We start from the raw sequence: 26,425 nt of genomic DNA on the forward strand, positions 1-26,425 counted from the left end.
CATTCTGCCATTTCCCAGCCGCGCGAACCCCGGCAGGCTCGGTGACCATGAGCACTGTGAACACGATGCGAGCCATCAGTCAGGACATCCTCGGCGGTCCCGAGGTACTGAAGGAAGTACAACTGGAGCGGCCCGTGCCGGGCCCCAACCAGGTGCTGGTCCGGGTGCGGGCCGCCGGGGTCAACCCCACCGACTGGAAGCACCGTTCCGGCGGACTGTTCCTGGGCGAGCCGCCGTTCGTCCTCGGCTGGGACGTCTCCGGCGAGGTGGCCGAGACCGGGATCGGCGTGGCCGCCTTCCGGCCCGGGGACGAGGTCTTCGGCATGTTGCCCTATCCCTACGGCGCCGGCTCCCACGCCGAGTACGTGATCGCCCCGGTCCGCGCCCTGACGCACAAGCCGGCCTCGATCGACCACGTCCAGGCGGGCGCGCTGCCGCTGGTGTCCCTCACCGCCTGGCAGGCGCTGACCGAGCACGCGGACGTCCGGCCGGGACAGCGGGTGCTGATCCACGCGGCGGCCGGCGGGGTCGGGCACGTGGCCGTACAGATCGCCAAGGCGCGCGGCGCGTATGTGATCGGGACGGCGAGCGCGGGCAAGCACGACTTCCTGCGGGAGATCGGCGTGGACGAGCCGGTCGACTACCGGACGACCGACGTCACCGAGACGGTCCGGGACGTCGACGTGGTCCTGGACACGCTCGGCGGTGACACCTCCGTCGCGTCCCTGCGGATGCTGCGGCCGGGCGGTGTCGTGGTGTCGATCCTGCCCGGGGGCTCCCCGGAGTTCTTCGACGAGGCCGAGCGGCTCGGCGTACGGGCCGTGGCCATGCTGGTGGACGCCGACCGGTCAGGGATGCGTGCGATCGCGGAGCTGGCGGAGTCGGGAAAGCTGAAGGCGACGATCGCCGGCACGTTCCCGCTGGCCGACGCGGCGAAGGCGCACGCGCTGGGCGAGACCGGCCGGACGACGGGGAAGCTGGTGCTGCTGGCCGACTGAGGATCGTCGCGAAGTCTCCGACCGACAAGCGCCAAACTCGATGACATATGTCAATCGAACATGCTCAAATTCCTTCTATCGAGGGTAGCTTGACGGTCGGGGACTGACCCGGCGGCCGGGCCCGGGTGGGAGGTGAAGCGGTGGTGCCGGACGAGCGTGCACCGTTCCACCGTCACCTGCGCGTGTACGAGCACCGGGCGCACACGGTGCTGGAGCTGCGGGGCGAGATCGATCTCGCCTCGGCGACCGAGATCGGACCGCTGCTGGACCGGTTCACCGGCCGTCCCGGCGTCCGGGTCGTGATCGACCTGCGGCCGGTGGAGTTCTTCGACTGCTCGGGGCTACGGCTGCTGCACCGGGCCCGCACCCGGGTGCTGGGCGGCGGCGGGCAGCTGCACCTGGTGTGCGCACATCCGCTGACCCTGCGGGTCCTCAGGGTCACCGGGCTGTCCCGGCTGCTGCCCGCGCACCCGAGTCTGGACGCGGCCCTGGCCCGGCCCGAGGCCGCGTCCGGCTCGCTGTGATCAACAGCCCGCACCCGGTGGCCACTTGACGATCCGGCTCCGCCGCTGCCGGCCCTCCAGGTCGGGTGGGTGCCGCCGGGTGCCGCGCACTCCTTCCCTTCCAGGCACCCTACGCGTGCTCGAACAGGGCGCTCACCGACTCACCGTTGTGAATGCGCCGCACCGCCTCGGCCAGAGCGGGGGCGATGGACAACACCCTGAGTTTGTCGGTGTGTTCGGCCACCGGCACGGTGTTGGTGCAGACGATCTCCAGGACGTCCGGCTGTTCGCTCAGCCGCTTGAGGGCGCCGGCCGCGAACACCCCGTGCGTGCACGCCACCCGGACCGAGCGCGGCTCCGACTCCCTGAGCCGGTGGAGGAGTTCGAGCACGGTGCTGCCCTTGGCGATCTCGTCGTCCAGCACGATGACGTCCCGGTCGGTGACGTCGCCGATGACGGAGCTGATGCTCACCCGGTCGTCCGCGTAGCGCTGTTTGGCGCCGGCCGCCACCTGCGCCCCGATCAGCCGGGCGAAGGCGGCGGCCTGCTTGGCGTTGCCGAGGTCCGGCGAGACGACCGTGGTGTGGCTCAGGTCGTACCGCCTGAAGTGCGCGGCCAGTTCGCGCAGCGCGTGCAGATGGTCCACCGGCACCGAGAAGAAGCCGTGCACCTGTGGGGAGTGCAGGGTCATGGCGAGGACCCGGCCGGCGCCGGCCGCCACCAGCAGGTCGGCGACCAGGCGCCCACCCAGCGAGATGCGCGGCGCGTCCTTCTTGTCGGAGCGGGCGTAGGAGTAGTGCGGCATGACGACCGTGATCCGGGCCGCCGAGGCGCCCCGGGCGGCGTCGATCATCAGCAACAGCTCCACCAGGTGCTCCTGCACCGGCCGCACCAGCGGCTGGATCAGGAAGACGTCCCGTTCCCGGCAGTTGGCCTGGAGCTGCACCTCCAGGCAGTCGTTGGCGAACCGGCTGACCCGGGCCGGGCTGAGCGGCACCCCGAGATGGGCGCACACCTCCCGGGCCAGCTCGGGATGGGCACTGCCGCTGAAGACGGCGATGTCTCGCACGATCCGCTCCTCGCATGATCGGCACGGGCTGCCGGACTCATGCTACTGGCCCGGTCCGCACCGGTAGAGCGTCTGTGCGGGCGCCGTGTCCCCGGAGCGCCCCGGCAGGGACGCGACCGTGGCGGCGGTGTCCGTGCCGCCGTAGGCCGAGGCCGGGACCTTGGTGCAGGTGGCCTGCACCCAGCCGGTGACCTGCGCGGTGGCCGTCGTCGCCGAGGTCGTCTGCCCGGTGACCGCCTTGCCGCCGCCTGCGGCCCTGCTCCCGCTGTGGCCCGCCGCCCCGGTGGCAACGGGCTGGGCGCCGAAGCCGCGACCGCCGCCCAGCAGCACGTACCGCACCTTGCCGGTGGCGACCAGCCGCTGGAACTGGGCCTCGGTCGGGAACGGCACCCGGCCGCTGAAGCCGCCGAGCGCCATGACGTGGGCGCCGGTCGCCAGGATGTACGGCGCCGCCGTGCTCCAGCCGCTGGTGACGAACACGTATGCGGCGGAGCCCTGGTGCGCGCGGGTGTAGTCGAGCAGCCGGCGCTGGGCCGCGGTCAGCGCGCCGCCCGTGGCGGAGCCGCCGAATCCACCGCCGCCGGCGGACCCGCCCCGGCTCATGCCGCGGGTGCCGCTGCGGCTCGCCCGCCCGAACGTCCCGCCGCCGGCCCACGCCGTCTGCCCGAACCGTCCGGACCCGGTGTGCGCCGTCCCGAGGCCACGGCTCGGACCGGACGGGCCGACCGTGCCCATGACGTTGGTGCGGTAGGAGGGAGTGAAGACCTGCACCGCCCACGCGCTCGGCGCGATGAGCAGGGCCGCCAGGGAGGCGGCGAGTCCGGCGAGCGCGAGCCGGCCGGCGGCGCGCGGCCGTCCCGGCCGGGCGAGGAAGAGCAGCACCAGGCCGGCGAGGCCGAGCACGGCCACGGCGGGCGGCAGCCACGGCACGAACGACGGGAACTGGCCGGCGAGGTACGCGGCCCAGGCCGCCGTCGCCGCCACCGCGCCCGGCAGGACCCAGGCGCGGGGCCCGCCGGCCCGGTAGGCGCGCCACAGCAGCACGGTCCCGGCGCCGGTGAGCGCGGCGAGCGGCACCGCGATCACGCCCATGTAGTACGTGTGCCCGGCGACGCTGCCGGCGCTGAAGACCAGGAAGTACAGGGCGAGCCAGGTGCTCCACAGGATGTACCCGGCGCGCTGCCGGTCGGTGCGCGGCCGTCCCCGGCACCACAGCAGTCCGCACACCGCGACGATGGCGGCGATCGGGTAGAACCAGCCGGTCTGGGAGGCCAGCGACGTACCGAACATCTTCGACCAGCCGTTCTGGTCACCGCCGAACCCGCCGGCGGCCTGGTACCGGGCGCCCGCCCGGGCCGCCGTGGCCCCGGCGGCCGTCGCGCCCCGCGGCTCCCGGGCCGCCCCGGCGCCGTGCGCACTGCGCGCACCGCCCGCGCCGACCGCACCGGCACCGCCGAACGCACCCGCACCCCGGGATCCCGCGCCCCCGGCGCCCATGCCCTCCGCCCGGCCGGCTGTACGACCGGATGCCGGTGCCGCGCCGCCGTGGCCGCCTCCGCCGCCCTGGGTCGCGCTGACGCTGCCCGTGGAGGCCGCGCTGATGCCGAGCGAGGAGAAGCGGGTCAGGAAGTTGTAGCCGACCACCATGCTGAACGCCGAGTTGTTGGTGGTGCCATCCACATAGGGCCGGTCCTTGGCCGGGGTGAGGGTCACGGCGAGCATCCACGACGCCGACACGGCGGTCATCACCACGGCGGAGACGCCGATGTGGGCCAGCCGCCGGCGCAGCGTGAGCGGTGCCGAGATCAGGTAGACCAGCGCGAGCGCGGGCAGGATCACCCACGCCTCCAGCATCTTGGCCTGGAAGCCGATGCCGACCCACACGCCGGCCATGACCAGCGGTCGCAGCCGGCCGGCGTGGGCGGCGCGCTGGGTCGCCTCGGCGGCCAGCAGCACGCAGAGCGTGAACGCGGGGTCCTCGACCGAGGTGCGGAACAGCCCGACCGCGACGGGGGTCGCGAGGAACGCCGTGCCGGCGATCAGGCCCGCGTGCACCCCGGCCCAGCGGCGCACCAGTCGGTACAGCACCAGCAGGCTCGCCACGCCTTCCAGGACCTGGGGCAGGGTCAGCGACCACGGATGGAATCCGAAGAGCCGCGCGGACAGCGCCTGCGGCCACAGGAATCCCGGCAATTTGTCGAGAGTGATGGAATTTCCGGGATCGAAAGAGCCGTAGAAGAAAGCCTTCCAGCTCGTGGTCATGCTGCGGGCCGCACTCGCGTAGAACGTGTGGTATTCGCTGCGGTCGATGCCCCAGGTGAAGAGCGCGGCGGCCAGCACCACGAGGACCAGCAGCGCAGGGCGGGCGTACGCAGGCTCGCCCTGGGGTGATCGCCATGGCGGGCGACGATCGGCACCGGTGGGGGCGGTTGCGTCGAGGACGTTCGTAGCCATGCGCAGCAGTCTTCGGCACGCGACACGCCCACAACGCCGGTAGAGCCCCCTTTCAAGGAAACTCTCACCGCTCCCAGGGTAATTCTTTAACCGCATAACATCGCAATTACGCCGGTCAAGTGAATCCCTTACCCGTTGCGTGACCGATGCATAGCTGACGGGTCGTCAGAAACAGGTCCGTACCGGGGTGTTGACGCCTCCTTATCTCACGCCTTGAATCAAGAGGCGTCGCACACCCCCCACGTCGAACGGAGAGTCATGGCCTCCCCACGCCTGCTCCGCAGATGCCTCCTCGCCGCCCTGTCCGCCGCCCTGGTGGGCTCCGCCGCCGTCGGTCCGGCGCACGCCCGGGACGCCGCTCCGGCGGCAGCGGCCGTCACCACCTTCTCGGACACCTTCGACGGGCCCGCGGGCTCCCCGGTCGACCCCTCGAAGTGGACGACGGAGACCGGCGACAACGTCAACAACCACGAGCGGGAGTACTACACGTCGGGGACGGACAACGCGGCCCTGGACGGCCAGGGCCATCTGGTGATCACGGCCCGGAAGGAGAACCCGGCCGGATACCAGTGCTGGTACGGCACCTGCCAGTACACCTCGGCCCGGCTGAACACGGCCGGGAAGTTCAACGCCCAGTACGGGCACGTCGAGGCGCGGATGAAGATCCCGCGCGGACAGGGCATGTGGCCGGCCTTCTGGATGCTCGGCACCCCGGTCAACTGGCCGGACTCGGGCGAGATCGACGTGATGGAGAACGTCGGGTTCGAGCCCTCGACCGTGCACGGCACCATCCACGGCCCCGGCTACTCCGGCTCCGGCGGCATAGGCGCGGCCTACACCCTGGCGAACGGGCAGGCCTTCGCGGACTCCTTCCACACCTTCGCCGTGGACTGGGCGCCCGGCTCGATCACCTGGTCGGTGGACGGGACCGTCTACGAGCGCCGGACGCCCGCCGATCTGGGCGGGAAGACCTGGGTGTTCGACAACAAGCCGTTCTTCCTGATCCTGAACCTGGCGGTCGGCGGCTACTGGCCCGGCGACCCGGACGGCTCCACCCAGTTCCCGCAGCAGCTGGTGGTGGACTCGGTGTCGGTGACGACGAGCGACAGCGCGGCCGGGCTCCCGATCCGGGGCCTGGCCGGCAAGTGCGCGGACGTCGCGGGCGCGAACCCGGCGAACGGCACCCCGGTCCAGCTCTACGCCTGCAACGGCACGGCCGCGCAGCAGTGGACGGTCGGCTCGGACGGCACGATCCGGGCGCTCGGCAAGTGCCTGGACGTCACGGGCAACGGCACGGCGGACGGCTCGACCGTCCAGCTGTGGGACTGCACCGGCGGCCCGAACCAGAAGTGGACCGTCACCGGGGCGCACGACATCGTCAACCCGCAGGCGGACAAGTGCCTCGACGTCACCGGGAACGACGCGGCCGACGGCACGCGCCTGCAGATCTGGACGTGCTCGGGCGGGGCGAACCAGAAGTGGACGGTCGGCTGAGCCGCGCCGGGCTCAGCGCGGCGTCCAGGTGTACTTGTCCCCGCCGACCCAGCGGACCATGTCGGGGTCGTCCAGGTCGTGGATGACGATGCCGTACGAGGCGGCGATCTCCAGTACGTCGGTGACGGCCCTGACCTCACCGATCACCTGTCCGTCGATCTCCATGATCCGGAAGGGCGGGTGCCCGGGCCTGCCCGGGCACACCCCGAGCACCAGGACCCGCGGATGGGAGATGTAGGGAGCCGATTGTTCGGTCATGCAATAGAGCCTAGGACCGTGCCGTTCCCCGCGCCCCTCGCGCTCCCCTGGTCCAACCTGGGTACATGGATCCCGTCGCCGCCCTCGACCGGATCGCCTTCCTGCTGGAGCGGTCGCTCGCGCCCGCCTACCGGGTGCGAGCCTTCCGTACCGCCGCCCGGACGCTGGCCGCGCTGCCCCGGGGCGAGGTCGCCGAGCGGGCGGCGGCGGGGACGCTGCAGGCGGTGAAGGGGGTCGGGCCGAAGACCGCGCAGGTGGTGCGGGAGGCGCTGGCCGGTGAGGTGCCCGGTTATCTGCGCGGGCTGGAGGAGGAGAGCGGGATCGCGCTCGACCCGGACGCCGGGGCCGGGCTGCGGGCGCTGATCCGGGGGGACTGCCACACCCACTCGGACTGGTCCGACGGAGGCAGTCCGATCGAGGAGATGGGACGGGCCGCGGCCGCGCTCGGGCACCAGTGGACCGCCCTGACCGACCACTCCCCTCGGCTGACCGTGGCCCGCGGTCTGTCGCCGGAGCGGCTGCGCGAGCAGCTGGCGGCGGTGGCCGGGCTGAACGAGCGCTGGGCCCCGTTCCGGCTGCTCACCGGCATCGAGTGCGACATCCTGGAGGACGGCTCGCTGGACCAGGAGCCGGAACTGCTGGAGCGGCTGGACGTGGTCGTGGTGTCCGTGCACTCCAAGCTGCGCATGGACGCCCGCTCGATGACCCGGCGGATGGTGGCCGCCGTCCGCGATCCGCACGCCGACGTCCTCGGGCACTGCACGGGCCGGTTGGTGACGGGACGCGGGCGGCCGGAGTCGGAGTTCGACGCGGACGCGGTGTTCGCCGCCTGCGCCGAGTCCGGTACGGCCGTGGAGATCAACAGCCGTCCCGAGCGGCTGGACCCGCCCCGGCGGCTGCTGCGCAAGGCGGTGGCCGCGCAGGTGCTGTTCTCGGTCGACACCGACGCGCACGCACCGGGCCAGCTGGACTGGCAGATCCTCGGCTGCGCCCGGGCCGAGGAGTGCGGCGTGCCCGCCGAGCGGGTGGTGACGACCTGGTCCGCCGACGAGCTGCTGGCCTGGACCCATGAGGGCCGCGTGCCGGCGCGGGTGCCGGGTTACCGACCCGTCCAGCGGGGAACCGGCGGGTGACACAGGTCACGTACAGTGACGGAACACCACCGAGTAGTTGCCCGTTGAACCAATCGTGGATGCGGCCGCGGGCCCCCACCCTCTGACCGCCCCGGTCGTGATTCCCCCGTCACGGCCGGGGCTTTCGCCCGGCTCACCGCGCGGCCGCGCCCGCTCCGGCCGGCTCGGCCGTCCGCACGGCCCCGGCCTCCAGGAATTCCCGCAGGTCGGCCGTGAGCCGTTCCCCGTGGGTCGCGAACAGTCCGTGGCCGGCGTTCTCGTACACCTTCAGGGTTGCGTCCGGCACCAGCCGGGCCACGCGCTCACCGGTGAGTGCCAGGGGTGCGGAGGTGTCGTGCGTGCCGTGCACGACCAGCACCGGCAGGTCGAGGCCGGGCAGCTCGTCGGCGACGTCCAGGCTCGCGACGACCGCCCGGACCCCGGTGGCGGCGCGCGGCTCGGCGACCAGGCAGCGGTCGATCAGATGGCGGACGTAGGCCGGGGAGACGTCGTTGGCGGGGAACTGGACGGCGAAGAAGTCGTCGGCGAGAAGGGTGTAATAGGCCGCCCGGTCGCGCCGGAACAGCTCCTCGTCGGCGCGGACGGCCGCCTCGTCGATGCCCTCCGGGAGGTTCGGCGAGCGGACGATCCCGGGACTGACCCCGGCGACGAGGACGGCGCGGTCCACGCGTGCGCTGCCGTGCCGGGTCAGGCAGCGGATCACTTCGGCGGTGCCGACGGAGTGCCCCACGAGGGTGACCCCGCGCAGGTCGAGGTGGTCGAGCAGGCCGTGGAGATCGTCGGCGAGGGTGTCCAGGTCGTAGCCGGACCAGGTGTCCTCGGAACGTCCGTGGCCCCGCCGGTCCAGCGCCACGCAGCGGAATCCGGCCTCGGCGAGCGGCAGCGTCTGGTACTCCCACATCTCGTGGCCGAGATAGGCGCTCGCGACGAAGACGGCGACGGGGCCGGTCGCGGGGCCGTGGTCGATGTAGTGCAGTCGGGTACCGTCGACGGGGCTGTCGAAGTACGGCATGGGGTGCCTCCTCGGCTGTCCGGACCAGGTGCGACCCTGCTCGGTCGCGCTGACATCACCGATGCTCCCCGGATCCCGCGCACGGGTCGATTACCTGCGACGTCATGGCCGGCGCGGTCGGCCGCTCAGCGCGGGGCGCGTTCACGCAGGGCGGCGCGCCAGGGCGGCAGCCGGTCCTCGGCGACCGGTTCGGGGCGCCGGCCGCCGCGGGCGAAGAAGTCGGCCAGCGGCAGGATCGCGGCGCCCACGGTGACGGCGTCGGGGCCGAGCCGGCCGAGGTCGATGGTGACCTCGTCGGCCGGATGGCGCAGCGCGTACGTCGTCGCGTGGCGGCGTACGGCGGGCAGGAAGCGGGTGCCGAGCTGGAGCCCGGCCCAGCCGCCCACGATGATCCGCTCGGGCTGGAAGAGGTTGATCAGGTCGGACAGGCCCGCGCCGAGATACTCGGCGGTCTCCTCCAGGACGGCCAGCGCCACCGGGTCGGGCGTGGTGCCCTCGGGCGGATAGGCGGCGGCGAGCATCGCGGTGAGCCGGGTCTCCTCGTCGGTGCCCTCGGGCGGCCGCCCGCCCTCCTCGCGCCAGCGGGCGAGCAGCGACTCGGCGCCCGCGTAGGCCTCCAGGCAGCCGGGGGCCCCGCACCGGCAGCGGCGCCCGCGCACCCGCACGGTCAGATGCCCCCACTCGACGGCCCGCCCGTGCTCCGCCTCGGGGGTGACCAGGCAGGCACCGACGCCCGAGCCGAAGAGCACCACGACGGCGTTGCGAGCGCCGCGGCCCGCGCCGAACCACATCTCGGCCTGCCCCAGGGTCTTGGCGCCGTTGTCGATGAAGTACGGGACCTCGTCGGGGAGCGGGGAGTCCGCGCGCAGCAACCGCTCCAGCGGGACGGCGTCCCAGCCGATGGTCTGCCCGTGGACGACGGCGCCCCGGTCCGGGGTGTGCTCGACGATGCCGGGGACGCCGACACCGACGCCCAGCAGCAGCTCGGGCGCGGCCTGTTCGGCGCCGAGGACCTCGGCGACACCGTCGCGGATATGGCCGGTGATCACGTCCACGTCGTAGCACTGCGGGTTCAACGGGCGTTCGGTGCGCGCGAGTTCGGTCAGCGCGAGGTCGAACAGCTCGACGCGGACGCGGGTTTCGCCGACGTCGACGCCGATCATCTGTCCGCTGTGCGGACGGACGCGCATGAGGGTGCGCGGCCGGCCGCCGTCGGAGTCGACGCTGCCGGCCTCCTCGACCAGGCCGTCGGCGATCAGGTCGGCGACCACGTTGCTGACCGAGCCGGAGCTGAGGCCCGTCGCCGGGCCCAGTTCGAACCGGCTCAGGGGACCGTCGAAGTACAGCTTCTGCAGCACGGCCGTGCGGTTGCCCCGCCTGAGGTCGCGTACCGTGCGCCCGTTCCGCCCCGCCATGCGGCTCCCTTCACGAACCCTGCCCGACCTGCAACATACCCCTTCGGGCAGCTGGAACGCGACTTTCCGCCACCCTTAGTTCACGCTGTGAGCTAAGAGGAGGGCCCGCTGGGGCGCACGTGAGCCGTGAGATCCCGTCCAGCGCCGCGACGAGTTCCGGCGCCACCGTCTCGCGCACTCGGCGCGCCGCACCTCCCCGGCCTGCCGCGGAACCGTGCCGATCAGCACGATCAGGTAGGGACAGGCACGGTACGGGGCGAGCCGGATGCGCTCCGAGCGGGCGAAGACGACCCGGCCGTCGGCCTCCCGGCAGCCGGCGAGGAAGTCCCGGTCCTGCTCGACGTCGTCCCGCAGGACCGGGGAGCCGGAGTCGGCGACGGAACCGCCCCGGAACACGCGCGCGCCGTCGATGAGCGCGCCGATGCGGGGGCCGTCGGGCGTGCGGTGGACCAGGATGCCGCCCTGCCGCAGGCCGAAGTGGACCGGGCGCGGGACCGGTGACGGTGCACGGCGCGGGGACACCGGCCTCGGCGGCGGTGCGGCAGAACTCCGTCCCCGCGGCGAGGAGGAGCCGGGACTCGTAGCCCGGCCCCGGCGCGGTCGGCGCGGTCTTCAGGACAGAGCGGCCTGCGTCGGTGAGCCGCGGATCGTCGACGGTGCTGTAGGTGCCGCCGCCGAGCGGGCGCACCCCGGGCGGCCGGGCGGGCGGCGGGGCCGCCGCCGCCAGGCTGCGCCGGGCCCGTTGTCCGCAGGCCCCCACCGCGCCCCTCCCCCGCGACTCAGCCGGCCGCGTACACGTCCTCGACGTAACGCCCGTCCGCCACCAGCGAGTTCAGCCAGCTTTCGGCCGCCGCCCCGTCGGCGCCGGGGGAGCGTTCCCGGTACAGGGTACGGAACGCCTCGCGGACACCGGGTGCCATCCGGGAACCGTCGCCGCAGACGTACACCCGGGCGCCGGCGGTCAGCAGGTCCCAGACCTCGTCGGCCTCCGCGGCGATACGGTGCTGCACGAAGGCGGCGCCGTCCTCGGGGGCGGCGCTGAACGCCGGGCGCAGCGAGACGGCGCCGGCGGTCTCGGCGGCCCGCAGCTCCTCGGCGTGCAGGAAGTCGGCGTCGGGGGCGTCGCAGCCGAAGTACAGCAGCGCAGGCGGGAGTTCGACACCCGTGGCGAGGGCCGTCGCCCGGTCGGCGACGGCGCCGCGGAACGGGGCGAGTCCGGTGCCGGCCGCGATCATCACGACCGGCGCCGAGCCGTCGATCCGGAAGACCTCGCGGCAGGGCTGGACGCGGGCGAACACGGTGTCGCCGGGCTTCAGGGCGGCGAGGTGGCCGGAGCCGGTGCCCCGGTAGCGGCCGCGGCCGGAGCGGGCGGGGGCGTCGAGCACGGAGACCATGAGGTCCACATGGCCCGCGTCGACGGCCGGCGAGGAGGAGACGGAGTAGTGGCGGGGCTTGAGCGGGGTCAGCAGGTCCAGCAGCAGCGGCCAGTCGAGGGCTCCGCGCAGGGCGGGGTGGTCCTCGGCCAGCTCCACCAGGGTGCGCGGATCGTCGTCGCCCAGGGCGGCGAGGGCGGCACGCTCGGGCGGGCAGGGGTTGGCCTCGGCCAGCAGGGCCCGCTGCCGGGCGGTCGGCCGCTCCTGCAACTCGACGTGGTGTGACAGAAGTTGACGTACCGTCAGCGGCCGGTCCACGGCGAGGCCGTCGCGGCGCGGGCGGGTGGCCCTGATGTCCAGCACGGCGTGGGGGTCGAGGCCGAACGCGTTGACGGCGCGGTCCACCAGCTCCGGGTCCTGGGCGGGCAGCACGGTCAGATGGTCGGCGGTGCGGTACGTGACGCCCTCGGGCAGGGCGATGCGCACGAGCCGCTTCGCGCGCGGATACCGCGGCGCGGTGAGGTCGTACGCCTCGGTCACCGTCATCGGGACCAGTGCGTGCCGCTCGGCGAGGGCGTCCAGCGGTCCCCCGGCCAGGGTACGTACCTCGTAGGCGTGGTCGGGTTCGTCCGCCGCCCGGTGGGTGGCGTCCGGGTCGCCGTACTCGGTCAGCAGGGCGGTGCGCAGGCGGGCGGTGAACTCCCGGACGGTGCCGGTGAGATCGCCGGAGGCGTCGGCGGCGGCCCGGTCGGTCAGCCGGGTGGCGCCGAGTTCGGCGAGCCGGGCGTCGACGCGGGTGGGGACCTGCTGGTAGGTGGCGGCCCAGTTGCGGTCGCCGACGCCGAGGACGGCGTAGGTCACCCCGGTCAGGTCGGGTGCGCCCTCCAGCCAGGCGGTGAAGGCACCGGCGTCGTCGGTGGGGCGGCCGTTGTAGGAGGCGGCGGTGACGACGACGGGCCGGTCGGCGGGCAGCCCGTCGGCGTACGCGTCGAGGGCGGCGACCTCGGTGGCGCAGCCCACGGCGGCGGCCTCGTCGGCGAGCTGGGCGGCGAAGGCCCGGCAGGTGCCGTAGTTGCTGCCGTGCAGGAACAGGGCGCCGGTGCCGGGCCGGACGCGGGCCGGGAGGCCGTCCGGGGCCGGGACACCGTCCTCCTGCGGGCGGGCGGAGCCCGGCAGCGGGGCGTGGACGCGGTCGGCGTCGGTGCGCGGGGTGAGCGTGAGGGTGAAACCCTCGGGCTTGAGGGTGAGGGTCTCCTTGACGTGGAGACGGTAGTCGGCGTGGTCGTGCAGCCGGTAGCGGTGGACCAGCATGGCGAGCAGCATGGTGGCCTCGTGCAGCGCGAACTGCCGCCCGATGCAGGCGCGTTCACCGGTACCGAAGGGCTTGAAGGCGTGCACCGGGCGGCCCGCCTCCGCCTCGGCGGTGAACCGCTCGGGGTCGAAGTGCTCCGGGTTGTCGCCCCACACCGGCTGCCGGTGCAGCATCGGGGCGAGCACGGTGACGGACTGCCCGGCCGTCAGCGGGATCCGGCCGCCGAGCAGGGTGTCCTCGCGGGCGTGCCGGCTGAAGGCGGCGGCCGTCGGCCACAGCCGCAGGGCCTCGTTGAGGACCTGCCGGGTGTAGGTGAGCCGGCCGATCTCGTCGTACGTCGGCTCCGGGTCGGCGTCGTCGCCCCACAGCGCGTCGGCCTCGCGCTGCACCAGCCGGAGCACGGCCGGGTGCTTGGCGAGGTAGTACAGGGCGAAGGACATCGCGCCGGAGGTCGTCTCGTGGCCGGCGATCAGGAAGGTGATGACCTGGTTGCGGATGTTGGCCGCGTCCAGGGTGGTGCCGTCGGCGGGGTGCTGGGCACTGAGCATCAGCCCGAGCAGGTCCTCGGCGCCGCTCTGGTCGGTGCCGGAACGGGAGGCGATGACGTCGTCCACGACCTGGGCGAGGTAGTCGGCATCGGCCCGGAAGGCCGCGTCGGCGGCGGAGTGGTCCTGGCCCGGGGTGCGGGCCAGCTGGTTCATGCTCCACTCCAGGCAGCGGACCATCGACTCCACGAACGGATGCGGCTCGCTGCGCTCGAAGGAGCCGAAGTCGTAGTCGAACCCGGCGAGCCCGATGGTGTCGAGGGTCATCCGGGTCATGTCGTCGGGCACGTTCACCGCCCGTCCGTCCCGGGCCGCGCGGTCCCAGGAGGTGATGAGCCGGCGGGCCACCTTGAGCATGACCGGGTGGTAGGTGCGCATCGAGCCGAGCGCGAAGGCGGGCATCAGGATGTCGTGCGCCTTGGCCCAGTTGGGCTCGTCGTTGTAGGCGGTGAACAGGCCGTCGGCGGCGAAGGAGCGCACGTTCTCCAGCGCGGGCCCGATGTGCTTGGCGAAGCGGTCCTCGTCGGCGAGGTCCGCGACCAGGTCGGCGTCGGCGACGAACATCGCCTCCCGGCCGTGCAGCCGGCGCACGAGCACCGGGCCGTGGGTGCGCATCAGCTCCATGACCTGCTGGATGGGGGTGCGGCCGGGACCGGTGGCGGTGATGTCGACGACGGGGACGCCGGTCAGGGTGCCGGCCGGGTCGGGGTGCGGTGCGGGGCGGGGCATGGCGCGACAACTGCCTTTCGCGGTAACGGTGTACTCGGGGTAACGGAGTACTGAGTTCCAGGGTGGGCGACCAGGGGCGCGGGCCCGGTCCACGGCACTACACGATCGCGCAGTCAAAACTTGGTTACGGGGCTTGCGCCGGCCACGCGTCCGGCACTCGACGGCCCGCCGCCGGCCGGTACTCGGTTTGGCACAGGCCCCGGTCGTCGTCTTGGATGAACCGAGACGGGCTCGGGTGGGCTCGGACGCTCGGTATGTCGGGAGGCAGGCGTGGACGCGGGGCGGTCCGACGGGGTCGTGTGGCGCAACCGCGCCCTGACGCTGTTCGACCGGGTGTCGGTGCCGGTCGCGGTGTGCGACGTGTACGGCCAGGTGGTGCTGGCGAATCCCGCGATGGCCGCCGAGTGCGGTACGACGCCGGGGCGGCTGCGCGGCCGGGATGTGCTGGAGCTGTTCCGCCCGCAGGAGGCCGGACAGGTGGAGCGGATCGCCGAGGCGCTGCGGCTGCGGCACCGCTCGCGTTACCAGGTGTCGGTGCGCTGGCGCGCGCCCGACGGGGTGGAGCGGTTCGGGGAGCTGACGGCGGATCCGGTCAGCGACAGCGTGGACGCGACACCGACCCTGCTGGTGATGTTGCAGGTGCGGGGCGAGTGCGGGCCACCGGAGCCGGAGCCGGCCGTGGTCACCGCGATGGAGGGCCGGGTGCTGGCCCTGCTGGCGAGCGGCGCCGACACGGCCACCGCCGCCCGCGAACTGGGCCTCAGCAAGGACGGCGTCACGTACCACCTACGCCGCCTGTCGGCCCGCTGGGACGCCGCGAACCGCACCGAACTGGTCGCCCGGGCCTACGCCTTGGGCGTCCTCACCCCCGGCGCGTGGCCTCCGCGGGCCAGGACCCGAGGGGCGGAGTAGTACGTACCCGGGCCCGCCGGAAAACTCGGGCCGCCAACGGGCATGGCGACGTACTGCGAGCGGTACGCGCCGCCCCGGGCCCGCGCCGCCAGGATCAGCGGCCCGGCCGGGACCCGGTCCGGGTGGAGGTTCACGGTGATGCGCGGACGTGGGTCGAGCGACGGGTCGAAGACTCCGGCGGCGACAGGTCCGCCGCCCGCCGGGTGCGGCGGCAGACCCTGCCGGAAATCCATTGGCCCTTCCTCCACTGGCTACATAAGCTAGCGGCGAACCTAGACCTCCTAGGTTGTGGCGACGGATCCACGCACGCGAAAGAAGGCCCCGTCATGAGATCACTCACCGAGCAGGACATCCGCGACTCCTTCGTCAACTGCTCCAAGGGAGAGGCCAAGCGGCTGGCGGTGCCGCGGGATCTGGACGAACGCCCCTGGGAGCACCTGGACTTCCTCGGCTGGCGGGATCCGGGCGCACCGGACCGCAGCTATCTGGTCACCGAACGGGACGACCGGCTCGTGGGTGTCACCCTGCGCTTCCAGACTTCGCAACGCGGCTTCCTGCACCGCAGCATGTGCTCGGTGTGCCTGACCACGCATCCCGGTGGCGGGGTGACCTTGATGACCGCGCGGAAGGCGGGTCCGGCGGGCCGCGAGGGCAACTCGGTCGGCCTGTACATGTGCACCGACCTGGCGTGTTCGCTGTACCTGCGGGGCCGGAAGATCCCGGAGTCCGGGATCCGGATCGAGGAGAGTCTGACGTCGGAGGAACAGATCGCCCGCGCCACGGGCAACCTGCACGCGTTCCTCGACAAGCTGTACGTCTGACGACCCGTGTCCGACCACGCCGTTCACTCGCTGCCTCGGCCGGGCCGAGGCCGCCGGGGGCGCGACCCCCTGCCGGACCGGCACCGCGGCCGACTCTGCGTAGCGGCAAGGTGATGCGGCGGCACCGGCCGACGAGGTCGCGGCCCGGGCCGCCGCGGTGCAGGTGGATCAGCACGTCGTGGCCCGGGCCGCCGCGGTGCAGGTGGATCAGCACGTCGTGGCCCGGGCCGCCGCGGTGCAGGTGGATCAGCACGTCGTGGCTCGGGGCGAGCGCGATGTCGTGCGGCCCGTCGGGGTGGTCGGTGCCGATGCCGCGGGCCGGCCGGGCCCGCTCCAGCCAGGCGCGGGCGGTGGGCGCGGGGTGCGCAGGCCGACCAGGCAGTCGCGGTCGCGCACCCGGTCCAGGGTGGCCTCGTCGCTGCCCGGACGCGCCGGACCCAGCGTGAACCGGTGGATCGCACCGTCCGTGCCGGTCGCGTTGAACGAGCCTCGGTCGAAGGTCGTGCCCACGCTCACATGACCGGCCCCGAACCGGTCCCGCCGGAAGGCGCCCCGCACCTTCGGGCAGTGCGCCGGGTCCGACGACACATGGGCGACGTGCGCGTCGTGCGCGGACAGCAGCACCTTGCTGCCGGTGCGCCGCTGACACCGCCGCCACGTTCGCGGCCATCGTCTCGCCGCGACAGCGCATGCCGGCGGCGAGCTGCGCGGGGTCGTCGAAGTCGGAGCCGTCCTGGCGGGGTGCTCCACGGGGCCTCCAGGGCGAAGGCGCCGAAGCCCTCGGCCTCGACCAGGTGGCGGAACACCCGGTCCTTGAGGGCGAAGAAGTCGTGCGAACCGTGGGTGGCCTCGCCGAGCCCCACCACCTCGGCGCCGGCGGCCATCCGGTCCAGGGCGCGCAGGTCGCCGTCGGGGCCGCCGGGTTCGACGGTCCGCAGGGGTGGGCGGCCCGGTCGAGGGCGGTGACCACCGGTCCTTCGCCCCCGCTGAGCCGGCGCTGAGCCGGCCGCTGAGCCAGCCGTTGAGGCCGAGGCGGTCGCCGACAAGGCCGCGGTGCCGGTGGCGAGCGGCCCGGTGAGCGGGGCGAGGACGGTTCCGATGCGCTGTCGTGTCATGGCCTCCAGGCTGCCGACCGGGTTCCCTCGGTCACCATCCGGCCGCCCTCCGTACCGGCCTCGCGGACAGCCCCGGTCCCGCCGCCGGGGTGCCCCTGCCGTCCCCGCGGACCGTGCCGCCCCCGACCGGCCGCGTTCGACTCGCCCGGGGAACGGGAACAGCCGAAGGGATGCACGACGTACGGAAGTGGTCCGAGAGGCCGCTGCGCCTGCTGGAGCGCCGCCGGGAGCCGGTGGTCGTCCAGACGCTGCGGTCGGCGACGGCGGCGACGATCGCCTACGTCGTCGCCCTCCGGCTGAGCCCCGAGCCGGCCCCGCTGACCGCTCCCCTGACCGCGCTGCTCGTCGTCCAGGTGACCTTCTACGCGACCCTCACCAACGGCATCCGGCGGGTGAACTCGGTGGTGGCCGGGGTACTGGTCGCCATCGCCTTCAGCGTGCTGGTGGGCCTGACCTGGTGGAGCCTGGCACTGCTGATCGTGGCCGCGCTGGCCGTCGGGCACCTGGTGCGGGTCGACGAGTACGTGGCCGAGGTGGCGATCAGCGCGATGCTGGTGCTCGGGGTCACCACCGTCGGGTTCACCGCCTGGGCGCGCATCGTGGAGACGCTGATCGGCGCGGTCGTGGGCACGGCCTGCAATCTGCTGCTGCCGCCCCCGGTGTGGGTCGACGAGGCGGGCCGGTCGATCGAGGACCTGGCACGTCGGCTGCGCCAGTTGATGCTGCGGATCGGCGAGGAGGCCGCCGACGGGATCTCCTGGCAGCGGGCGGCCGAGCGGCTGCACGAGGCCCGGCGTCTCGACCAGCACATCGCCCAGGTGGACGCGTCGCTGCGGCAGGCCGAGGACAGTCTGCGGCTCAACCCGCGCGTCAAGGAGGGGCTGCTGCACCGGGTGGTGCTGCGCACCGGCCTCGACACGCTGGAGATCTGCACGGTGGTGCTGCGGGTGCTGGCCCGTTCCTTCACGGATCTGGCGAAGGCCCGCGGGTCCGAGGAACTGTTCCCGCCCGGCGTCGGGGCGACCGTGGAGCAGTTGCTGTCCGAGATCGGCGACGCGGTGGTCAGCTTCGCGGTGCTGGTCACCACGCATCTGAGCGAGAACGCCGAGTCTGCGGAGGCGCGTCTGACGGCCGAGTTGCACACCGTGGCCGGCACCCGGGACCGGCTGGCCGAGCTGCTGAGGGAGGAGGTCCGCAGGGACTGGGCGAACTGGCAGCTGCTGGGTGCCGTGCTGGCCGAGGCGAACCGGATCATCGACGAGCTGAACACCGAGCACCGCACCCGCCGCCTGCTGGAGGAACTGGACCGCGTCTCCCGCGAGCAGCGGGCCAAGCTGCCCCGCATGAGCCGGCTGCGCGAGCGTCTCGGCGTGCAGGAGGAGCTGTGGCGGAACCGGGCGGGGTTCGGCGAACGTTCTCTGTGAAGGAGAGCGATCCCAGGCGGAGAGCCGAGGCAAGGGGGCGAGCGGATGGCCGGTGCAGAGGTGCGGATCGTCGGGAACGGGCTGCGTCTGCCGGGCGGGGCGGCGGTGCGGTTCATCCGCACGCTGCGGCTGCCCGAGACGGGCACGCATCCCCTGCCGCCGGGGCTGGGCGGGTTCCCGGTCCGGCGGGTCGCCGACTACGGCGACCGGGTGCCCGAGCAGTGGCGGGCGCGTGGAGGCGTGATGCTGCCGGTGTACCTGCGCGAGGCGATGTGGCTGAGCTTCTCCGGCACGACGGAACCGGCCGCGCTCCAGGTCGGCGCCGGCAAGGTGTGCGCGGTGTCCGGCAAGGCCTGGAGCGACCGGCTCGCCCGCGATCCGCAGAACTACGTGGTGCTGCCCCGCCAGCCCTGGCTGGACGGCGTCAACTCCGGCAAGGGGACCGTCCGGCAGTTCGTCGCCGTGCCCCTGGGGCTCGGCGCGACGGTGGAGGGGCAGGTCACCGGCGAGGAGGTGTGGGGCGGGGTCCAGCTGCAGTCGTTCGCGCTGCGGGACGGTCCGCTCGGCGAGTGGCGGCGGCGCGAGCAGGAAGGGGCTCGGGCCCGGCGCAGGGCTTTCGCGGACGCTCCGCCGGGCGGGTACGGCGCCGCGATGATGGCGTCCGCACCGCGGGCGGCACGCCCCGGCGGTGCGGCGCCCCGGGCCGCCGCCCTCGGGCTCGGCGTCGGCGGCTCGATGCGCCAGGAGGTGTACGGCGACGACCGGCCGCTCACCGACTGGTCCGAGGAGCCCGCCGGGCGCGTGTTCGTGCACCTGGTCACACCGCCGGACTGGCGGCGCATCACCGGCGAGGCGCCCCCGCCGTCGCCGGTGGACCGGGCGGCGTACACGAGCGCGGGACTGCCCTGGTACGACTACTACGACGCGGACGCCGAGGATCTCGCCCCGACCGGCACCCTCCAGGAGGTCAAGCCGGTCGGCGACTGGCTCGGCGACGATCCGGACCCCTGGCAGGAACCGTCCCCCGGCCAGGTGACCCCGCTGAAGGACGCCCCGGGCAAGCCGGTCGAGGACGGCGAGTGGTAGATCGCGTTGCATCCTGTGCAACCTCCGTTGCCCCACTTGCCCTTGACGGCCGGCAGGGGCCAAGGTGGCTGTCACGACCGAGGCGACCGACGACCCGAGGTGCGGCATGGACACGCAGGCAGCGGCGGTGAGCGGGCGCTGGAGCAGACGCCGGTTCGTCGGGGCCGTGGCGGGCACGGCGGCCGTCGTGGCGGTGCCCTCCCCGGCGGCCCCGCCGGGCGGCCCGGCGCCCACGGCCGAGGCGCCGCGGGCCGCCGCGCCGCCTCGTGGGGAGCCCGGCCCCCGCCCGCTCCACGTCGGCACCTACACCTCCGTCGACGGCGGCGGCACCGGTATCGGGCTGGCCTCGTACGACCCGGCGACCGGCCGGATCTCCGGTTCCGGCACGTTGACCGGGGTCCCCGACCCGTCGTATCTCGCCGTGCACCCGGACGGCCGCACGCTGTACGCGGTGGACGAGCGCGACGACGGCGCCGTGACTGCCGTGCGCCTGGCGGACCGGCGGATCCTCGGCACCCGGAGCACGGGCGGCGCGGGCCCCTGTCATCTGTCGGTGCATCCCTCCGGTCGCTGGCTGCTGAGCGCCAACTACGGGTCGGGCAGTGTGGCCGTGCACCCGCTCGACGCCTCGGGCGCCCCCGGTGAGCGCACGGACCTGGTCACGCACACCACCCCGGCCCCGGGACCGGGCCAACAGGGGCCGCACGCGCACCAGTTCATCACCAGCCCGGACGGCGGCCACGTCCTCGCGGTCGACCTCGGCACCGACACCGTCTACACCTACCGGCTGGACGGGGCGAAGGGCACGCTGACCGAGGTGGCGCAGGCGCACACCCGGCCCGGAGCGGGCCCGCGCCATCTGACCTTCCATCCGGGCGGCCGGTACGCGTATCTGGCCAACGAGGTGGACGACACGGCCGCCGTCTGCGCCTACGACCCGGATTCCGGCCGTCTGACGATCGGCGCCCCGCAGCCCACGGGGTCGGACGCCGGCACCACCAACTACCCGGCGCAGTTCCGGGTGACGGCGAACGGCCGGTACGCGTTCCTGGCCAACCGGGGCCACAACAGCCTCGCACGGTACGCGGTCGAGGCGGCCGGGTCCCGGCTGCGGCTGCTCGGCACGGTGCCGGTGGGCGGGGACTTCCCGCGGCAGATCGCCCTCTCCCCGGACGGTGGCCTGCTGTTCGCGGCGAACCAGCGCTCGGGGACGGTCACGGTCTTCCACGTCGACTCCTCGACCGGTGAACTCGCCCCCGCCGGCGGGCCGTTCGCCTCACCCGTCGCCGTCTCCGCGCTGCCGCTGTAGCGCGCGCGGGCAACCGGCGGCGCTCGCCTGCGCGAGCAGGGCGTGCATGCGCTCGGTCAGCTGGGCGACGTCGTCGGCAGGCGTGTGGAAGGGCAGGCGCACGTCGCCGTGCGCGCGGGTGCGCTCGATGCGCAGGGTCAGTCCGTGCCGGTCGACGGCGAGGGGCAGCACCCGGGTCACGGCGTGCAGGCTCTCGGGCCGCACGAGGCGGGTGAGCCGCTCGACGGCGTCCGGGTGGGCGTCGGCGAGATGGGTCAGCAGCCGGGCCTCGGCGGTGGCGAGCGGGTCGGGCCGGGCGGCGGCGAACTCGTCGAGGCCGATCACCACAGCCCCCACGGACTGCCGCAACACCACCCGGGTGGGCTGGAACAGCAGGTCACCGGCGTCCGGCACGAACCAGCCGGCGAGGTAGAGCCGGGCCCTGATCCGGCTGCGCACCGGCACGGGGGCCACGTCGGCGAACTCCAGCACTGCGGAGGGCTCTTGGCGCGGCGCGCAGATGGCCGCGGTGAGCAGGGCGCTGTCGTCGGGCACCGCGAGGCGCACCGTGCCCTCGTCGGTCACGGTGTGCGCGCCGACGTACTCCTCGCGCGTACCGTCCGCGGTCACCGCGCACGACCAGGCGGCGGCGAGCACCGACCGTGCCCGTTCCGCCGCACCGGGTTCGGCCGTCCAGTCCTGCGTGTCACCCATCCCGAGACCTCCTTAGGTAAGCCTTGCCTAACCTAGCGGAGATCGGGGCGCACGCCAACCACGCCCCACCGGCGGACGGGCTCAGGAGATGACGCCCAACAGCGCCCGCGCACACAGGTCCCGCACCTGCTCCTGGGTCAACTCCCCCTCGCGCAGCCACTCCAGGCACACGGCGGTGGTGAAGGCGAGCCAGCCGCGCACGGCCAGCCGCACCTGGGCAGAGCCCTCGAAGACGGGCCCGAACTCGGGGTCGGCGGACAGTGCGGCAACGATCTGCTGCTCCTGGGCGGCCAGCGCCCGCTGGTAGACCCGGCGCACGGCCTGGTCGCCGGCCGCGTCGGCGCGGTGGAAGGCACGGAAACCGTGGGCGTGGGCCCGGACGTATCCGAGATAGGCGTCGAGACCGGCGGCGAGCTGCTCGCGCACCGGCACGCCCGGCACGGCCGCCGTCATACGCAGCATCCGCTCGCTCTCGCGCTCCACGACCGCCGCGAAGAAGTCCCGTTTGGTCGGGAAGTAGTGGTACAGCAGCCCGCGGGAGACCCCGGCGATCTCGGCGACCTGCTCGATCCACACCTCGTCGTAGGGGCTCTCCGAGAACAGCTTCGCGCCGACCGACAGCAGTTGCTCACGACGTTCCGCGGTGCTGAGTCTCCGCCTGGCTCGCTCCCCCTGGTTCGCGGACATGGCGTCACTTTACTTGACGTCGGTTCAACAAGCGGATCAGACTGGGCGCGGTTATTGAACTCACGTACAACACGTGCACGGATGTGCGTGGCACGGGTTCAACGGTCCGCTGGATCAAGGGAGATCGGCGTCATGGCGGAGACGATGGGGACGACGGAGTCGACGCGGGCCGGGCTGCCGAAGGGGTTCCGCAGCGCCGAGCTGGGCTGGCCCGAGCTGGACCGCATCCCGCATCCGCCGCGCCGGGTGCCGTTGCTCGGCGACGTGCTCGGCGCGGACCGGCGCACGCCCGTGCAGGACTCGGTCCGCATCGGGCGCGCGCTGGGGCCGGTCTTCCGGCGGCGGGCCTTCGGCAAGGAGTTCGTGTTCGTGTGGGGGGCGCCGCTCGTCGCCGACCTCGCCGACGAGTCCCGGTTCGCCAAGCACGTCGGGCTCGGGGTGGCCAATCTGCGGCCGGTCGCCGGGGACGGGCTGTTCACCGCCTACAACCACGAGCCCAACTGGCAGCTGGCGCACGACGTCCTGGCGCCCGGCTTCAGCCGGGAGGCCATGGAGGGCTACCACGGGATGATGCTGGCGGTCGCCGACCGGCTGACCGGCCACTGGGACCGTCAGGCGGCGGCCGGGCGCGCGGTGGACGTGCCCGGGGACATGACCAAACTGACCCTGGAGACCATCGCGCGCACCGGCTTCGGGCACGACTTCGACTCCTTCGAGCGGGACCGGCCGCACCCCTTCGTCACCGCGATGATCGGCACCCTCACCTACGCGCAGCGCCTGAACAGCGTTCCCGGACCGCTCGCCCCGCTGCTGCTGCGCGCCGCCGCCCGGCGCAACGCGGCCGACATGGCCCATCTCAACCGCACGGTCGACGACCTGGTCGCGGCCCGGAGCCGGTCCGGCCGCGGGGAGGGGGACCTGCTGGACCGGATGCTGGAGACCGCGCACCCGCAGACCGGCGAGAGGCTGTCGGCCGAGAACGTCCGCAAGCAGGTGATCACGTTCCTGGTGGCGGGCCACGAGACCACCTCGGGTGCGCTCTCCTTCGCCCTGTACTACCTCGCCCGGCACCCGGAGATCGCCGCCCGGGCGCGCGCCGAGGTGGACCGCGTCTGGGGCGACGCCGAGCGGCCCGGCTACGACCAGGTCGCCAAGCTGCGCCAGGTGCGCCGGGTGCTGGACGAGTCACTGCGGCTGTGGCCGACCGCGCCCGCCTTCGCCCGTGAGGCCCGGCAGGACACGGTCCTCGCCGGCGAGCATCCGATGCGCCGGGGCGCGTGGGCACTGGTGCTGACGCCGATGCTGCACCGCGATCCGCAGGTGTGGGGCGAGGACGCGGAACGGTTCGACCCGGAACGGTTCGACGCCCAGGCCGTACGGGCCCGGCCGCCGCACACCTTCAAGCCGTTCGGGACCGGGGCCCGGGCCTGCATCGGCCGCCAGTTCGCGCTGCACGAGGCGACCCTCGTCCTCGGCCTGCTGCTGCGCCGCTACGACCTGCGGGCCGACCCCGGCTACCGGCTGGCCGTCACCGAGCGGCTGACCCTGATGCCGGAGGGACTGCGGCTGGGGCTGGAGCGGCGTTCCGAAACGGCGCGGGGCACCGTGCCCGCCGGCACGACGGGCCCGCGGGGAAACGGCGACACCTCACGGCACTTCGAGACGTCAGCGGCCCGCTGTCCAGTGCGCCGGCCTGCTGACTGACCCCGGCAGCCGGGTACCGGCGCTGCCACGGGCCGCGTTCAGCTGCGGCTGGGTGAGGAAGAAGGCGCCGGTGAGGTCCGCGTCGGTCAGGTCGGCGTCGCGCAGGTCGGCGCCGATCATGTCCGCGTCGCGCAGATCGGCACCGGTGAGGTCGGCGGCGATCAGGTACGCGCCGCGCAGACTCGCCCCGCGCAGGTCGGCGCCCCGGAGCCGGGCCCCGATGAGATCCGCGCCCCGCCGGTCCTTCCCGTTGCCCTTCTGCCTCCCCTTGCCCCTGCCCTTCGCAGCGCCCTTGTCGCCCTGGCCCTCGGCGGCGCCGGCGCGGGCCAGTTCGCTGGTGCGCAGCAGGAGCACGTTGACCTGCTGCCGGTGCGCGGCCACGTCCAGCGCGGCGAGCTCCCCGGGGCTCTGCCGGGTCAGCCGTTCGGTCTCCTCCAGCGCCTCGCGCAACTCGGGGTGGACGGGCCGGGCGGCGGGCAGGCCGAGCGCCTCGGTCAGGTACCACAGCAGCTCGTGCAGCTGCCGCACGACCGGGAACACGTCGAACATGCGGCGCGCATGCTCCTTGGACGCGGTACGCCAGTCCTGTCCGCCGAAGGTGACCCGCGAGACCTTCTGGCCGGCCCCGAAGCAGTCGTAGACCGTACAGCCGGTGAAGCCCTTCTCGCGCAGATCGACGTGGATGCCGCAGCGGTGATCGCCCTGGAGGTTCGGGCACGGCTTCCCGGCGGGCTTGTCCAGCGCGAAGTCGGCGGAGCGCGCGAAGGGCAGGGAGACACAGCACAGCCCGAAGCACTGTGCGCAGTCGCCCCGCAGGTCGGCGAGGTCGGTTCTGGGTTCTGGCATGGTGTCCAGCCTACTGACCTGCGAAGGCGCTGCCCCGGGCCACCCGGTCGACCGCGTCGGGGAGGCGGTCGGCGGGCAGCGGCCGCAGCTCGGTGGTCTTCGGTTCGGGCAGGGGCCCGGGTGGGCGGGCGCGCCGCCGGCTCACGCCTCGTCCCGGGTGAGAGCCAGCAGCCGGTCCAGCACCCGGGGCGCGCCCGCGCGCAGGCCGTCGTGTTCGAACTCGTCCGTGACCCAGGTACGCAGACCGCGGATGGTGCGGGCGGTCTCCAGGGAGTGGGTGGTGTCGACGTACATGTCGTCGTGGTAGATCGCCGCGGCGACCGGTACCTCGTTGGCGGAGAGCCGGGCCGGGTCGTACAGCGGCTCCCATTCGGTGCGGGCGGCGAGCAGTTCGGCCGTCTCGCGCAGCGGGCGCAGGGCGGGGTCGGCGTCGAACATCCAGGGGTGCACGGTCTCACCGGTGAAGAGCACCGGGGCGTCACCCGCGAGCGCCTTCGCCGCGTCGAACTGCGGGAACTCGGCGCGGACCCGCTCGGCGGCCCAGGCGGTGGGGCGGGCGCCCTGGCCGTAGATGGTCTCGTGGACGAGGGCGTACAGCGGGTACTGGGCGTACGACAGCAGGTTCTGGGCCTGCTCCTGGAAGGCGTCCGAGAGCTCCGGGCCGCCCGGTGTGCGCACGAAGGCGTCCGCCAGGAGGTGGTGCAGCCGGTGACTGCCGTCGCTCGCGCCGAGCATCAGGCCGAGTGACTGGAAGGCCTCGGCGGTGAACCGGTAGCCGTTCGGGAGGACCACGTCGTGGGTCAGCAGGTGGTCGGCGATCCGGCGGGCCCGTTCGACGTCCTGCGGGTAGCGGGCGTAGTGCGCGGTGACCTTGCGTTCGATGCGCGGGTAGGCGGCACGGTAGACGTCGTCGGCGTGGGCGTGCAGGGAGGGCAGGCCGCCGGTGATGACGGCCGTGCTGAGGCCTTCGGGGGCGAGGGAGAGGTACGACACCGTGCAGAAGCCGCCGAAGCTCTGGCCCAGCACGGTCCACGGGGCGCCGCCGGTGACCTCGGGGCGGATGGCCTCGCAGTCCCGGACGATGGAGTCGGCACGGAACCGGGTGAGGTGGTCGGCCTGCGCCGCGGGGCCGCCGCGCAGCGGGAGCGTCTGCCGGGTGGCGGGCGTGGAGCTGCCGGTGCCGCGCTGGTCGAGCAGCAGGACGCGATGGTCCTGCAGAGCCCGGTCGAGCCAGGCCTGACGTCCGACGAAACGATTCGCCCCAAAGCCGGGGCCGCCCTGGAGGTAGAGCAGCCACGGCAGGTCCTGCCCGGCCTTGTCGCTCGCGGCCACTTCGCGGGCGTACAGCTCGATGGTCTCGCCGCCGGGGTCGGCGTGGTCGAGCGGCACGGTGAAGCGGCGGTCGGTGAGGACGACACCAGGCTGGCGGTAGCTGAGGCTCAACGGGGCTCCCCGGGCGGATGGGACGGATGGGCCGGATGTGACCCAGTTCAGCACATGACCGGGCGTGGGCCGAGCCCCGGGATCATGGTT

The 26,425-nt window shown here is 73.6% G+C and carries 24 protein-coding genes; 11 read left to right on the top strand and 13 right to left on the bottom strand.

Going from position 1 to position 26,425, the window contains the following annotated elements; genetic code table 11:
- Positions 1 to 47 precede the first annotated feature (47 nt).
- Both ADK64_RS15940 and ADK64_RS15945 read left to right on the top strand, forming a co-directional pair.
- Positions 48 to 998 carry an NADP-dependent oxidoreductase gene (locus ADK64_RS15940; protein WP_199829628.1) on the top strand — a complete coding sequence of 317 codons (951 nt, stop codon included), beginning with the start codon at positions 48 to 50 and terminating at the stop codon, positions 996 to 998.
- 143 nt (positions 999 to 1,141) lie between these two features.
- A complete protein-coding gene (locus ADK64_RS15945) occupies positions 1,142 to 1,522 on the top strand; it encodes an anti-sigma factor antagonist (RefSeq protein WP_078992683.1) in 381 nt (126 codons plus the stop codon).
- Between the two features lie 109 nt (positions 1,523 to 1,631).
- Here ADK64_RS15945 and ADK64_RS15950 read toward each other — a convergent pair whose 3' ends face one another.
- The gene (locus ADK64_RS15950) at positions 1,632 to 2,570 is read right to left on the bottom strand and encodes a ribose-phosphate diphosphokinase (RefSeq protein WP_053659388.1); all 939 of its coding nucleotides are present in this window, start codon (positions 2,568 to 2,570) and stop codon (positions 1,632 to 1,634) included.
- 42 nt (positions 2,571 to 2,612) lie between these two features.
- Positions 2,613 to 5,024 (bottom strand): ArnT family glycosyltransferase, encoded by a 2,412-nt coding sequence (locus ADK64_RS15955; protein ID WP_053659391.1) that lies wholly within the window; start codon positions 5,022 to 5,024, stop codon positions 2,613 to 2,615.
- Positions 5,025 to 5,282: 258 nt separating this feature from the next.
- Between ADK64_RS15955 and ADK64_RS15960 the strand changes: the two genes are divergently transcribed.
- The gene (locus ADK64_RS15960) at positions 5,283 to 6,518 is read left to right on the top strand and encodes an RICIN domain-containing protein (protein ID WP_053659393.1); all 1,236 of its coding nucleotides are present in this window, start codon (positions 5,283 to 5,285) and stop codon (positions 6,516 to 6,518) included.
- A gap of 12 nt (positions 6,519 to 6,530) precedes the next feature.
- Here ADK64_RS15960 and ADK64_RS15965 read toward each other — a convergent pair whose 3' ends face one another.
- Positions 6,531 to 6,776, bottom strand: a complete 246-nt coding sequence (locus tag ADK64_RS15965) for a hypothetical protein (protein ID WP_053659394.1) — start codon at positions 6,774 to 6,776, stop codon at positions 6,531 to 6,533.
- Between the two features lie 65 nt (positions 6,777 to 6,841).
- On the opposite strand from ADK64_RS15965, the gene ADK64_RS15970 reads away from it, so the two are divergent.
- The gene (locus tag ADK64_RS15970) at positions 6,842 to 7,909 is read left to right on the top strand and encodes a PHP domain-containing protein (RefSeq protein ID WP_053659396.1); all 1,068 of its coding nucleotides are present in this window, start codon (positions 6,842 to 6,844) and stop codon (positions 7,907 to 7,909) included.
- Positions 7,910 to 8,042: 133 nt separating this feature from the next.
- Here ADK64_RS15970 and ADK64_RS15975 read toward each other — a convergent pair whose 3' ends face one another.
- From ADK64_RS15975 to ADK64_RS15990, 4 genes are all read right to left on the bottom strand, one after another.
- Positions 8,043 to 8,921, bottom strand: coding sequence for an alpha/beta fold hydrolase (locus ADK64_RS15975; RefSeq protein ID WP_053659398.1), 879 nt, complete (start codon positions 8,919 to 8,921; stop codon positions 8,043 to 8,045).
- Positions 8,922 to 9,046: 125 nt separating this feature from the next.
- The gene (locus ADK64_RS15980; RefSeq protein ID WP_053659399.1) at positions 9,047 to 10,336 is read right to left on the bottom strand and encodes an ROK family transcriptional regulator; all 1,290 of its coding nucleotides are present in this window, start codon (positions 10,334 to 10,336) and stop codon (positions 9,047 to 9,049) included.
- Between the two features lie 75 nt (positions 10,337 to 10,411).
- On the bottom strand, positions 10,412 to 10,858 hold the full coding sequence (locus ADK64_RS48650) for a hypothetical protein (RefSeq protein WP_053659401.1): 447 nt from the start codon (positions 10,856 to 10,858) through the stop codon (positions 10,412 to 10,414).
- Between the two features lie 257 nt (positions 10,859 to 11,115).
- Positions 11,116 to 14,295 (bottom strand): cytochrome P450, encoded by a 3,180-nt coding sequence (locus ADK64_RS15990; protein WP_053659403.1) that lies wholly within the window; start codon positions 14,293 to 14,295, stop codon positions 11,116 to 11,118.
- A 270-nt stretch (positions 14,296 to 14,565) separates the two neighbouring features.
- Between ADK64_RS15990 and ADK64_RS15995 the strand changes: the two genes are divergently transcribed.
- Entirely contained in the window at positions 14,566 to 15,207 is a 642-nt protein-coding gene (locus ADK64_RS15995; RefSeq protein ID WP_053659405.1) for a PAS domain S-box protein, read from the top strand.
- 326 nt (positions 15,208 to 15,533) lie between these two features.
- On the top strand, positions 15,534 to 16,028 hold the full coding sequence (locus ADK64_RS16000) for an FBP domain-containing protein (protein WP_053659406.1): 495 nt from the start codon (positions 15,534 to 15,536) through the stop codon (positions 16,026 to 16,028).
- A 246-nt stretch (positions 16,029 to 16,274) separates the two neighbouring features.
- On the opposite strand, the gene ADK64_RS47305 is transcribed toward ADK64_RS16000, so the two are convergent.
- On the bottom strand, positions 16,275 to 16,652 hold the full coding sequence (locus ADK64_RS47305) for an erythromycin esterase family protein (protein ID WP_053659408.1): 378 nt from the start codon (positions 16,650 to 16,652) through the stop codon (positions 16,275 to 16,277).
- A 206-nt stretch (positions 16,653 to 16,858) separates the two neighbouring features.
- Here ADK64_RS47305 and ADK64_RS47310 point away from each other — a divergent pair, with 206 nt between their 5' ends.
- From ADK64_RS47310 to ADK64_RS16025, 4 genes are all read left to right on the top strand, one after another.
- A complete protein-coding gene (locus ADK64_RS47310) occupies positions 16,859 to 17,029 on the top strand; it encodes a hypothetical protein (RefSeq protein ID WP_234384596.1) in 171 nt (56 codons plus the stop codon).
- 284 nt (positions 17,030 to 17,313) lie between these two features.
- On the top strand, positions 17,314 to 18,567 hold the full coding sequence (locus tag ADK64_RS16015) for an FUSC family protein (RefSeq protein ID WP_199829629.1): 1,254 nt from the start codon (positions 17,314 to 17,316) through the stop codon (positions 18,565 to 18,567).
- Between the two features lie 45 nt (positions 18,568 to 18,612).
- Positions 18,613 to 19,653 carry a hypothetical protein gene (locus ADK64_RS16020; RefSeq protein ID WP_053659412.1) on the top strand — a complete coding sequence of 347 codons (1,041 nt, stop codon included), beginning with the start codon at positions 18,613 to 18,615 and terminating at the stop codon, positions 19,651 to 19,653.
- Between the two features lie 106 nt (positions 19,654 to 19,759).
- Positions 19,760 to 20,962, top strand: a complete 1,203-nt coding sequence (locus tag ADK64_RS16025) for a lactonase family protein (protein ID WP_199829630.1) — start codon at positions 19,760 to 19,762, stop codon at positions 20,960 to 20,962.
- Here ADK64_RS16025 and ADK64_RS16030 read toward each other — a convergent pair.
- Together ADK64_RS16030 and ADK64_RS16035 are read right to left on the bottom strand one after the other, a co-directional pair.
- A complete protein-coding gene (locus tag ADK64_RS16030) occupies positions 20,930 to 21,655 on the bottom strand; it encodes a DUF2470 domain-containing protein (protein WP_053659414.1) in 726 nt (241 codons plus the stop codon). The two genes, ADK64_RS16025 and ADK64_RS16030, sit on opposite strands and share 33 nt — an antisense overlap.
- 81 nt (positions 21,656 to 21,736) lie before the next feature.
- Entirely contained in the window at positions 21,737 to 22,342 is a 606-nt protein-coding gene (locus ADK64_RS16035) for a TetR/AcrR family transcriptional regulator (protein ID WP_053659416.1), read from the bottom strand.
- 132 nt (positions 22,343 to 22,474) lie between these two features.
- On the opposite strand from ADK64_RS16035, the gene ADK64_RS16040 reads away from it, so the two are divergent.
- Complete coding sequence (locus ADK64_RS16040; protein ID WP_053659418.1) at positions 22,475 to 24,046, top strand: cytochrome P450; 1,572 nt, start codon at positions 22,475 to 22,477, stop codon at positions 24,044 to 24,046.
- On the opposite strand, the gene ADK64_RS16045 is transcribed toward ADK64_RS16040, so the two are convergent.
- The 3 genes from ADK64_RS16045 to ADK64_RS16050 are packed head-to-tail and all read right to left on the bottom strand — an operon-like array spanning position 24,008 to position 26,335.
- Positions 24,008 to 24,892 carry a pentapeptide repeat-containing protein gene (locus ADK64_RS16045; RefSeq protein ID WP_053659420.1) on the bottom strand — a complete coding sequence of 295 codons (885 nt, stop codon included), beginning with the start codon at positions 24,890 to 24,892 and terminating at the stop codon, positions 24,008 to 24,010. The genes ADK64_RS16040 and ADK64_RS16045 overlap by 39 nt on opposite strands.
- A gap of 10 nt (positions 24,893 to 24,902) precedes the next feature.
- Positions 24,903 to 25,037 (bottom strand): hypothetical protein, encoded by a 135-nt coding sequence (locus ADK64_RS48430; RefSeq protein WP_267888551.1) that lies wholly within the window; start codon positions 25,035 to 25,037, stop codon positions 24,903 to 24,905.
- Positions 25,034 to 26,335, bottom strand: a complete 1,302-nt coding sequence (locus ADK64_RS16050) for an alpha/beta fold hydrolase (RefSeq protein WP_053659422.1) — start codon at positions 26,333 to 26,335, stop codon at positions 25,034 to 25,036. The genes ADK64_RS48430 and ADK64_RS16050 overlap by 4 nt, the downstream gene beginning before the upstream one ends.
- Between the last annotated feature and the right edge of the window lie 90 nt (positions 26,336 to 26,425).

Origin of the sequence: Streptomyces sp. MMG1121 (assembly GCF_001280015.1) — a bacterium.
GTDB lineage: Bacteria > Actinomycetota > Actinomycetes > Streptomycetales > Streptomycetaceae > Streptomyces.

Coding starts and splice junctions, on each gene's coding strand:
- ADK64_RS15990 (WP_053659403.1), bottom strand. CDS start 14,295: ATGCCCCGCCCCGCACCGCACCCCGACCCGGCCGGCACCCTGACCGGC.
- ADK64_RS16015 (WP_199829629.1), top strand. CDS start 17,314: ATGCACGACGTACGGAAGTGGTCCGAGAGGCCGCTGCGCCTGCTGGAG.
- ADK64_RS15970 (WP_053659396.1), top strand. CDS start 6,842: ATGGATCCCGTCGCCGCCCTCGACCGGATCGCCTTCCTGCTGGAGCGG.
- ADK64_RS15975 (WP_053659398.1), bottom strand. CDS start 8,921: ATGCCGTACTTCGACAGCCCCGTCGACGGTACCCGACTGCACTACATC.
- ADK64_RS15940 (WP_199829628.1), top strand. CDS start 48: ATGAGCACTGTGAACACGATGCGAGCCATCAGTCAGGACATCCTCGGC.
- ADK64_RS16025 (WP_199829630.1), top strand. CDS start 19,760: ATGGACACGCAGGCAGCGGCGGTGAGCGGGCGCTGGAGCAGACGCCGG.
- ADK64_RS16030 (WP_053659414.1), bottom strand. CDS start 21,655: ATGGGTGACACGCAGGACTGGACGGCCGAACCCGGTGCGGCGGAACGG.
- ADK64_RS16000 (WP_053659406.1), top strand. CDS start 15,534: ATGAGATCACTCACCGAGCAGGACATCCGCGACTCCTTCGTCAACTGC.
- ADK64_RS16040 (WP_053659418.1), top strand. CDS start 22,475: ATGGCGGAGACGATGGGGACGACGGAGTCGACGCGGGCCGGGCTGCCG.
- ADK64_RS15965 (WP_053659394.1), bottom strand. CDS start 6,776: ATGACCGAACAATCGGCTCCCTACATCTCCCATCCGCGGGTCCTGGTG.
- ADK64_RS16035 (WP_053659416.1), bottom strand. CDS start 22,342: ATGTCCGCGAACCAGGGGGAGCGAGCCAGGCGGAGACTCAGCACCGCG.
- ADK64_RS16045 (WP_053659420.1), bottom strand. CDS start 24,892: ATGCCAGAACCCAGAACCGACCTCGCCGACCTGCGGGGCGACTGCGCA.
- ADK64_RS15980 (WP_053659399.1), bottom strand. CDS start 10,336: ATGGCGGGGCGGAACGGGCGCACGGTACGCGACCTCAGGCGGGGCAAC.
- ADK64_RS15955 (WP_053659391.1), bottom strand. CDS start 5,024: ATGGCTACGAACGTCCTCGACGCAACCGCCCCCACCGGTGCCGATCGT.
- ADK64_RS15960 (WP_053659393.1), top strand. CDS start 5,283: ATGGCCTCCCCACGCCTGCTCCGCAGATGCCTCCTCGCCGCCCTGTCC.
- ADK64_RS16020 (WP_053659412.1), top strand. CDS start 18,613: ATGGCCGGTGCAGAGGTGCGGATCGTCGGGAACGGGCTGCGTCTGCCG.